9 protein-coding genes and 1 pseudogene are annotated in these 9,183 nt (G+C 70.8%); 5 read left to right on the top strand and 5 right to left on the bottom strand.

Annotation, left to right across the window (positions count from 1 at the left end):
* Window positions 1-85: 85 nt before the first annotated feature.
* The gene (locus tag AB0903_RS21185; RefSeq protein WP_366704965.1) at window positions 86-319 is read right to left on the bottom strand and encodes a hypothetical protein; all 234 of its coding nucleotides are present in this window, start codon (window positions 317-319) and stop codon (window positions 86-88) included.
* A 120-nt stretch (window positions 320-439) separates the two neighbouring features.
* Window positions 440-1,351 (bottom strand): S1 family peptidase, encoded by a 912-nt coding sequence (locus tag AB0903_RS21180; protein ID WP_366704963.1) that lies wholly within the window; start codon window positions 1,349-1,351, stop codon window positions 440-442.
* 846 nt (window positions 1,352-2,197) lie between these two features.
* Between AB0903_RS21180 and AB0903_RS21175 the strand changes: the two genes are divergently transcribed.
* The 5 genes from AB0903_RS21175 to AB0903_RS21155 are packed head-to-tail and all read left to right on the top strand — an operon-like array spanning window position 2,198 to window position 5,994.
* Window positions 2,198-2,794: a DUF6629 family protein gene (locus tag AB0903_RS21175; protein WP_366704961.1), complete on the top strand. Its 597-nt coding sequence runs from the start codon at window positions 2,198-2,200 to the stop codon at window positions 2,792-2,794.
* Entirely contained in the window at window positions 2,682-3,035 is a 354-nt protein-coding gene (locus AB0903_RS21170) for a hypothetical protein (RefSeq protein WP_366704959.1), read from the top strand. Before AB0903_RS21175 ends, AB0903_RS21170 begins: the two co-directional genes overlap by 113 nt.
* A gap of 40 nt (window positions 3,036-3,075) precedes the next feature.
* Window positions 3,076-4,479, top strand: a complete 1,404-nt coding sequence (locus AB0903_RS21165) for an NADP-dependent succinic semialdehyde dehydrogenase (protein WP_366704957.1) — start codon at window positions 3,076-3,078, stop codon at window positions 4,477-4,479.
* Between the two features lie 3 nt (window positions 4,480-4,482).
* Window positions 4,483-5,448, top strand: coding sequence for a TIGR03557 family F420-dependent LLM class oxidoreductase (locus tag AB0903_RS21160; protein WP_366704955.1), 966 nt, complete (start codon window positions 4,483-4,485; stop codon window positions 5,446-5,448).
* 9 nt (window positions 5,449-5,457) lie between these two features.
* Entirely contained in the window at window positions 5,458-5,994 is a 537-nt protein-coding gene (locus tag AB0903_RS21155) for an isochorismatase family cysteine hydrolase (protein ID WP_366704953.1), read from the top strand.
* 225 nt (window positions 5,995-6,219) lie between these two features.
* Here the strand turns inward: AB0903_RS21155 and AB0903_RS21150 are convergent, their stop codons facing one another.
* The 3 genes and pseudogenes from AB0903_RS21150 to AB0903_RS21140 all read right to left on the bottom strand — a co-directional run.
* Window positions 6,220-7,089 carry a peptidoglycan-binding protein gene (locus tag AB0903_RS21150; protein ID WP_366704951.1) on the bottom strand — a complete coding sequence of 290 codons (870 nt, stop codon included), beginning with the start codon at window positions 7,087-7,089 and terminating at the stop codon, window positions 6,220-6,222.
* A 702-nt stretch (window positions 7,090-7,791) separates the two neighbouring features.
* Entirely contained in the window at window positions 7,792-7,983 is a 192-nt protein-coding gene (locus AB0903_RS21145) for a YbdD/YjiX family protein (protein WP_366704949.1), read from the bottom strand.
* Window positions 7,980-9,089: pseudogene (locus tag AB0903_RS21140) on the bottom strand (carbon starvation CstA 5TM domain-containing protein); the annotation flags it as partial. The gene AB0903_RS21145 and the pseudogene AB0903_RS21140, both read right to left, overlap by 4 nt.
* Window positions 9,090-9,183: the final 94 nt, after the last annotated feature.

The following is a 9,183-nucleotide window of genomic DNA, read 5'->3' as shown; positions in this document are numbered from 1 at the left end:
GCACGGCGCCGCCGTCGGCGCGTACATCCACCTCGTCCAGGCCGAGATACTCGCCGCCACCGCCGCCTCAGGCGAGGGCCGCCGCTCACGCTGCCCTTGTGTCCTCCCGGCCGGCGGGGCGTGTCGCCGCGAGCAGTCGGAAGAAGTCCGCCTCGTTGCCCGCGAGTCCGGCGGCATGCAGTGCGTCGTCGGCCTCCGCCATCGGCACCGCCAGCAGCGGGACCGCCAGCGGTGCTCGCTGCGGGTCGGCGAGAACGGCCCTGGTGGTTTGCAGCAGCCGTACGTACGCCTGGGCGGCGGCGGTCTCGAGATCGGTCATCTCGCGCTTCCCCTCCTGAAGGTGTCGACCCGTCAAGCATGGCCGACACCACTGACAACCGGCGAAGACCGGCGGTCCGCCCAAGGGCGGACCGCCGGCCGCGGGCCGTGGGGGGAGGCTCTAGAAGACGCTCACACCGTAGCGGCTGAGTGCCTCGGTGACGGGCTGGAAGAAGGTGGTGCCGCCCGAGGAGCAGTTGCCGCTGCCGCCGGAGGTCAGACCGAGGGCGGTGCTGCCGGAGAACAGGGCGCCGCCGCTGTCGCCGGGCTCGGCGCACACGTTGGTCTGGATCATGCCGTAGACGACGTCGCCGCCGCCGTAGTTGACGGTCGCGTTGAGGCCGGTGACCCGGCCGCTGTGCAGGCCGGTGGTGCTGCCGCTGCGCTGGACGGTCTGGCCGACGTAGGCGTTGCCGGCGCCGGTGATGTCGCGGTAGCTGCCGTTGTAGAGGTAGACCCGGCCGTCTGCCGCGGAGGCGTTGGAGTGGCGGATGATGCCGTAGTCGTTGACCGGGAAGCTGGAGCCGGCCCGCGTGCCGAGCACCGTGGTGTTCGAGGAGTTGGTGTACCAGGTGGAGGCGATGTTCGTGCAGTGGCCTGCCGTCAGGGCGTAGTACGTGCTGCCGCTGCGGACGTTGAAGCCGAGCGAGCAGCGACCGCCGCCCGCGTAGATGGCCTGGCCGCCGGCGATCAGCTTGTTGAACGTGCCGGGTGTGCGCTTGATCTCCAGGGCGCCGGTGCCCGCCGCCTTCTTGATCTTGGCGATCTCGGCGGCGGAGACGGTGGAGTCCGCCGTCACGACGAGCTTTCCGGTTGCCTTGTCGGTGTACCAGGCGGTGCCGGCCACGTCGGCTCCGAGGACCGCTTGGCCGGCCTGGGCGAGCTGGGCGGTGGTGGCCCGCGGCGCGTCGGCCGGGTCGGCCATGGCGGACGGGGCGGCAAGCGCGGAGGCGGCCACGAGTGCGGAAGCGACGGCGATCAGCCGCGCACCTCTCGAGACGCCGCCGAGGGGGGAAAGGCGCTTGATGTTCACTGCATCCTCCGGTGGGGGAATCCGGGGCCCGCTGGGTGGGTGGGCCCGTCGAACGCCGGCTGCCGGGCCGTGACGCGAGAAGCTGCGTCATGAGCCTGACAACCGCCGCGGTAGGAATCCTGGGGCTCCCCGCCGTTCCGCGACAAGATCGGCTTTCGGCCGCTCTACGCGCGTACATCCGGCCCGGTCCCCGGAGTGGGCCGCGGCGCCCACCGCCGCGGCCCTCCCGCCCGGCCGGGGCGGCGCCGGGTCGGGACCGGCGCGGCGTTCGAGCCGCCGCTGGAGCAAAGGCGATGAAGTGTTTGCTGACGCAGGCTCGGCCGGCGCGTTCGACGGGCACGGCGCGTGTGGGGCGAAGCCGGTCGGCCCACGGGCAAACGGAATGGCGCATGCCGTTTCGGCAGTTCAGCGTCGCGCGGAGGAGCCCGCCGGTGAGCGGTCGGCCGACCGTGACGCCACGGTTGTCCACTGCAACGTTTCAGTTCCGTCGGCACCCGAACCAGTGGCTCCCGCACATACCCGGCGGCTCCGCCCCCGCCGCCCCGACCGGTCACGAGCGCCGTCCCGGCCCTCCCCGGCACCGGGCCGCACCGCCGCCAACCGGGCGCGCATACCGCGCCGGACGCCCGTCGAGAGCCCCCGGGGCAACTCCTTTATGCCTCAATCAACCACGTTCGCGCAGCGCCCGGAGATGTCCGGAACCCGACCGTCGTAGCGTGAGCGGCATGTGCTGGAGTGCGGCGGCGGACCGCTGGCCGGCACGGGCAGCAGCGCCGCCGTCGGTGTGGCCGCCGTTGCCGTCGCGCCCCCGTACCCGCTGCCGGACTCGCGAACTCCCCTGGCCGCATGCCGCTCCTGCTCGGCGCCCACCGGATCGTCGAGTCCGCCGTACGGCACTCCGGCGGCGGAATCGGACGCGCCACCACCGCCTGGGTCGTCATCGACCTGCCCGTACTCGTCCTCCGGGTCCCCGGCGGCGCCCTGCCCGCCACGCCGGTGCGCCGTGACCTGCGCCCTGCTGTGCAACACGGCGTTCGTCTCCACCTGGTACGCCGCCGCGGTCGCCCCCGTGATCCTGCTCGTCCGGACCGTACGACAGCCGCCGGCACCCGGCCTCCGGCAGCCGTCGTCGGCGTCGCGCCGCCCGATGATGTTCCGGCCGTCGGCCTCTGGGTACCCGGCGCTCCTCACGGCCCGTCGCCGCCCGGGTGTGCAACCGGCCCAGGTCCGGTCGCACAGGAAAGTCCTCCGGGTCAGTGTGGAGCACGGGGACACGTTCCGAGAGACAGGAAACACGGTGAACAGTGCACAGGAGTCCGCGACGTCCGTCGTGGTGACGCTCAGCGGCTGCACGAAGGAGGACGCCGACGCGGTCTTCCGGGCCCTGAGCAGGGCCTACGAATCGGACCGTGCGGCGAACGAGACACCCCAGTACGTGTCTGAGGGCCACGCGACCGTGTGGACCACCACTTTCGACGTGGCGCAGCCGCACGAGCACGCCGAACCCGTCCGGCTCGCCTCGCCCGTCACGGCCGAGCTCCAGGGCGGCTATTGGGCGGTCGACCAGATGCAGGCGACGCTCGCCGCCGCCTTCGACCTGCTGGCGGAGGGCATGGCGGCCGGCGACCAGGAGAAGGACGTCCAGCTGCGGCTCAGCAGCGGCGTCCACCAGGAGGAGACCTGAGCGGTCCCGCGCCCGCACCAGAGCCCGAGGAGCACCACCCATGCCCATCGCCACCGTCAACCCCGCGACCGGCGAGACCCTCCGTACCTACGACGCCCTCACCCCCGACGAGATCGACCGCCGCCTCGGCCTCGCCGCCGCCGCCTTCGCCGACCACCGCACCCGCCCCTTCGGCGAGCGCGCCGACCTGCTGAACCGCGCCGCCGACCTGCTCGACGAGGACCGGCAGGACGTCGCCCGGCTGATGACCACCGAGATGGGCAAACCGATCGCGGCCGCCCGCGCAGAGGCTGCCAAATGCGCCAAGGCCATGCGCTGGTACGCCGCCAGGGCCGAACAGCTGCTGGCCGACGAGCACCCGGCCGCCGACGACGTCCGGGACTCCGGAGCCGTCCACGCCACCGTCCGCTACCGGCCCCTCGGCGTCGTACTCGCCGTCATGCCCTGGAACTTTCCGCTCTGGCAGGTGATCCGCTTCGCGGCTCCCGCGCTCATGGCGGGCAACGTCGGCCTGCTCAAGCACGCCTCCAACGTGCCGCAGACCGCGCTCTTTCTGGAGGACCTCTTCGCCCGCGCCGGATATCGCCAGGGGTGCTTCCAGACCCTGCTCGTCGGCTCCGGTGCGATCGAGTCCGTCCTGCGCGATCCGCGGGTGGCCGCCGCCACCCTGACGGGCAGCGAAGGCGCCGGCCGCTCCGTCGCCTCCGTTGCCGGCGACGAGGTCAAGAAGACCGTCCTCGAACTCGGCGGCAGCGACGCGTACGTCGTCATGCCCTCCGCCGACCTCGACGCAGCCGTCAGTACGGCCGTCACCGCCCGGGTGCAGAACAACGGCCAGTCCTGCATCGCGGCGAAACGTTTCATTCTGCACACCGACATCCACGACGCGTTCTGTGACCGCTTCACCGCCGCCATGAAGGACCTCACCGTCGGCGACCCGATGGACGAGGCCACCGACGTGGGCCCCCTGGCGAGCGAAAGCGGCCGGGCCGACCTCGAAGAACTCGTCGACGACGCCGTCGGCCAGGGCGCCACGGCACGGTGCGGCGGGCGACGCCCCGCCGGCCTCGACCGCGGCTGGTACTACGAGCCCACCGTCCTGACCGGCATCACCGACGACATGCGCATCCACCGCGAAGAAGCCTTCGGCCCCGTCGCGTCCGTCTACCGGGTCGCCGACCCCGCACAGGCCGTCGCCGTCGCCAACGACAGCCCATTCGGGCTCAGTTCCAACGCGTGGACCCGCGACGAGAGGGAAGTGGAGCTCTTCTCCCGGGACCTCGAAGCGGGCGGCGTGTTCTTCAACGGAATGACCGCGTCGCACCCGGCCCTGCCCTTCGGCGGGATCAAACGGTCCGGCTACGGCCGCGAACTGTCCGGCCACGGCATCCGGGAATTCTGCAACGTCACGACCCTGTGGCACGGAACGAACACGGAGAAGTAGACCATGGTGCAGTTCGGATACACCATGATGACCGAGCAGGCAGGACCCCGCGACCTCGTCGCACACGCGGTCGGCGCGGAGGAGGCAGGATTCGACTTCTCCGTCATCTCGGACCACTACTTCCCCTGGCTCGCGTCCCAGGGGCATGCCCCCTACGCCTGGAGCGTCCTCGGAGCCGCCGCCCAGGCCACCTCCCGCATCCCGCTCATGACGTACGTCACTTGCCCGACCACCCGCTACCACCCCGCAGTCGTCGCCCAGAAGGCCGCGACCGTCCAACTCCTGTCCCAGGGACGCTTCCGGCTCGGACTGGGCTCCGGCGAGAACCTCAACGAACACGTCGTCGGCGCCGACTGGCCCGCCGCCCACGTACGCCTCGACATGCTCGACGAAGCCGCCGGCATCATCCGCCGGCTCCTCGACGGCGAGCACGTCACGCACCACGGCGCCCACTTCGACGTCGTCGACGCCAAACTCTGGGACGTACCCGAAGACCGCGTACCGATCGGCATCGCCGTCTCCGGCGAGCGATCCTGCGCCGTCGCGGGCCGGAACGCCGACATGGTCATCGCCACCGAACCGAAACGGGAACTCCTCGACACCTTCGACCGCTACGGCGGCACCGGCAAACCCCGCGTCGGCCAACTCCCCGTCTGCTACGACACCGACCGCGACGCCGCCGTGAAGCGGGCGCACGACCAGTTCCGCTGGGCCGTCGGCGGCTGGCGTGTCAACGCCGAACTCCCCGGCCATCTCTCCTTCGAACAGGCCACCGAACTCGTCACCCCCGACGATGTCGCCGAGGCCATCCCCTGCGGCAACGACATCGGCGCCTTCACCGAAGCGGTCCGTGCCTACGTCGACGCCGGCTTCACCGAGATCGCCCTCGTCCAGATCGGCGGCGAGCAGCAGGAGCCGTTCTTCCGGTGGGCACAGGACGAACTGCTGCCCGCCCTGCGCGAGCTGTGAGGTGACACCATGGGCAGCAGCGCACTCGTCGTCATCGACATGATCAACACCTACGACCACGAGGACGCCGACCTGCTGCTGCCCTCCGTCACCCGGGCGGTGCCCGCCGTCGTACGACTCCTGGAGCGCGCACGAAGCCGGCAGCTGCCCGTCATCTACGCCAACGACAACTTCGGCGAATGGCGCTCCCACCACGGAGAGATCCTGCGCACCGCCCTGTCGGGCGACCACGCCGACCTCGTCGAACCGCTGCGGCCCGATGACGACTCGCTGTTCGTCGTCAAGGCCCGCCACTCCATCTTCTTCGAGACCCCCCTGGCCTACCTGCTGGGCCGGCTGGACATCCGGCATGTCGTGCTCTGCGGCCAGGTCACCGAACAGTGCATCCTCTACTCGGCGCTCGACGCCCACATCCGCCAGCTCGACGTCAGCGTGCCGCGCGACGCCGTCGCCCACATCCACGAGGACCTCGCCGACGCTGCGCTGCGGATGATGGAACGGAACATGGGCGCCGGGATCGTCACCGTCGACACCGTCCGCTTCTGAGCACGCCGGGACCGCCCGGCCGCCCCGGGAATGCGTACCGGGGGCCCCGGGCCCGGGCGGCCCGTGCACGCAGGCTCCCGTGCACGCAGGCTCCCGTGCACGCAGGCTCCCGTGCACCCGGGCGGCCCCGCACGCGGGGCACGGGACCGCCCGGCCGCCTGAACTCCCGGATCACCCGGCCCACGAGGCCCACCGGGACGACGCGGGCCACGGGAGCCCCGGGCGTCAGACGTTGGGGACCTTCAGCTTGTCCCAACTCGTCTTGCCCGGAATACCGTCCGCGTCACTGCCCGAGTACCCGAGCTTGCGCTGCCACGCCGCGTACGACGTGCGGTCCGCCTCCGTCCAGTTGGGCCCCGGCCCAACCCCGTACCGCCCGCACCCCTCGGCCACCAGGCGCTTGCCCATCGCCGTGATGATCGCGCTGCGCCGGCCGGCCTGGAAGAACGCGGCCCCGGGAAACGGCTCGTACTTCGGCGCGGGTGGCGGCCCGGACGGATCACCACCGAGTCTCTCCCGGATACGGCTGCGCATCGAGTTCATGCTGAAGCCCCGCGGGTCGACCTTCCCCGGCTGCCACTCCAGGTGCCCGATGACCGAACGGTGCGTCCACCCGTGCGCGCGGCAGACCGCGGCCGTGGCCTTCTCGATGGCCTCCAACTGCGCCGCCGGCCACGGGTCCTTGCCGTCGCCGAGATTGATGCACTCGAAGCCGTAGAAGTGGCGGTTGCCGTCCGTGTTGGCCTCGTTGTCGGCAGGCAGCGTCGCGGACTCGTTGATCACGGCCCTCAGTACGTCGTCGTCCCCCGGACCGGCATGGTTGGCCCGGCCGTTGCCGACGAGATACACCGTCCCGTCCTTGGCGATCACCCCGTGGCAGAGGGGACCGGGCAGGCTGGAGTACCCGTCGTAGCAGAGCTCCACGGAGTTGGCGGTGCCCGATGTCACGGTGTGGTGGATCATGACCCCGTGGGTGGGTCCCCAGGGGCCTTTGTGGTTCCGGTTGTGTGTGCGCCAGCTCCGGTGCTCGACGACGCGCAGTCCTTCATTGCGTAACGCTCTGAGAAGTTGGTCGGCGGACAGAGGCGTTGCCATCGTGGTGCTCCTTCCCGGACGGCCCTCAGCTCACGGGCCGTCCTGACCGATTTGCCCGCGGGAAGGGAAGATTGAACTGGTTTGATGCTGCGGGTCGGAGACGAGTCGCTGGCGGAGGCGAGGGCGGGTGCCAGCACGGAGATCCGGTGCACCCGTCGGTCCCAGTCCCGGCCGGTGGCACGCAGCAGCCCCGCGACGGGCTCCCACGACGGGCGGCTGGTACCGGCGCCGAGGCCGTGCAGCTGTGGGGAGGAGGGCCGCAGCTCCGACAGTGTCCGGCGCAGGTAGTGGTCGTCGAGCTCGGGACCCATGACCACGGGTGTTCGGCGTCGCAGCATCTCGTCGCTTCCAGTATGCGTGGCTGGGAAGCGGGGCGGGCACCGGCTGTCAGGGCCTGGACGGTGGCGCCCACCCCGCGGTTCGGGGCGGTGTCCGGGCGGGACGGTGGTCCGCCCGGCTCTGGGATCGCGGTTCGGACGTGGGGTTGTGCCCCGGCCCCGTCGGGTTCGGCGAGTCGGTCTCGCTCATGGCGTCATGACACAGTCGGATGGCCGGGGCCTGGTCACGAACGCAGGATGCCGGTGGCCGGTGTGGTGGAGGTACAGCCGGGGTGCCCGTGTGGGCAGCGGCCGGCGACCGGGTGGGTCTCCCCCCGGACGAAGATCCGGGGGGAGACGGGGGCTTTGCAGGACGGGATACGCCTCAGCAGCAGCGGCTGGGGGTGTCCTGTTCACGGTGTGCTGTGCGCATCCGTTCGTATTCGCGGCGGGTGGGCAGGGGCGCATGGGGGTGGTGGCGGCGGTGGCGTTCGCAGTAGCGGTCGTACTCCGCCTCGCCGCTCATCTCCCGCGCGTACCAGCGCACGGTCCCCAACAGCTTCCGGACGGTCGTCATGAGCCCGTCCCCACCAGCTCCTCGTGGCTCCGCTGGTCGGGCACCTCGATGCGGGACTTGACGTACGGCGCCTCGGTCGTCGGCAGCGGCTCGGTGGCACGGACGGCCCGGACGCACACCACGGCGCAGTTGATCAGGACCGTGAGGACCAGCAGAAGGAACACGGCCATGATCACACCGTCGACCGTGTTGTTGAGCACGATGGTGTGCATGTCGTCCATGGTCTCGGCCCCCGGGAGCAGTTGGCCGTCCTTGATGGCCTGCGCGTACTTCTCCCTCAGGGAGAAGAAGCCGATCGCCGGGTTGTCGGAGAAGATCTTCTGCCATCCCGCGGTGAAGGTGACGGCCACGTCCCAGGCCAGCGGAATGCCGGTGACCCAGGCCCACTTCAGCTTGCCGTGCTTGATCAGCAGTGTCGTGGTGACGGCCAGGGCGACCGCGGCCAGCAGCTGGTTGGCGATGCCGAACAACGGGAACAACTGCTTGATGCCGCCCAGCGGGTCGGTGACACCGGCGTAGAGGAAGTAGCCCCATGCGCCCACGACGATGGCACTGGTGATCCAGATGCCCGGCTTCCAGGTGACCCGGCCGATCGGCTTCCAGACGTTGCCCAACATGTCCTGGAGCATGAATCGGCCGACCCGGGTGCCGGCGTCCACCGTGGTGAGGATGAACAGTGCCTCGAACATGATGGCGAAGTGGTACCAGAACGCCTTCATCGAGGCGCCGCCGAACACCGTGGCGAAGATCTCCGCCATGCCCACGGCCAGGGTGGGCGCGCCACCGGTGCGCCCGACCAGCGTCTCCTCCTCGACGGCCTTGGCCGCCGCGGTGAGCTGGTCCGGGGTGATGGTGAACCCGAGGCCCTTCACCGCCTCGGATGCGCTCTCCACCGTCGGCCCGAGCAGCGCTGCCGGGGAGTTCATCGCGTAGAACAGACCCGGTTCCAACACGCAGGCGGCAATGAGGGCCATGACGGCGACGAAGGACTCCGTGAGCATGGAGCCGTAGCCGATCGCCCGGACCTGGGACTCCTTCTGGATCAGCTTCGGCGTGGTGCCGGAGGAGATCAGGGCGTGGAAGCCGGACAGGGCACCGCACGCAATGAGTTGTGTGCATCGTGAAGTTGCAGGTCACGGGGCTGGTGTGCATGGGCTTCGGGGTGCTCGTGCTGGTCGGGGGCGTATGACTCCCGGCAAG

The sequence above is a fragment of the Streptomyces sp. NPDC048389 genome (assembly GCF_040706335.1).
Taxonomy (GTDB): domain Bacteria; phylum Actinomycetota; class Actinomycetes; order Streptomycetales; family Streptomycetaceae; genus Streptomyces.
This window is presented reverse-complemented; position numbering and strand designations above follow the sequence as displayed.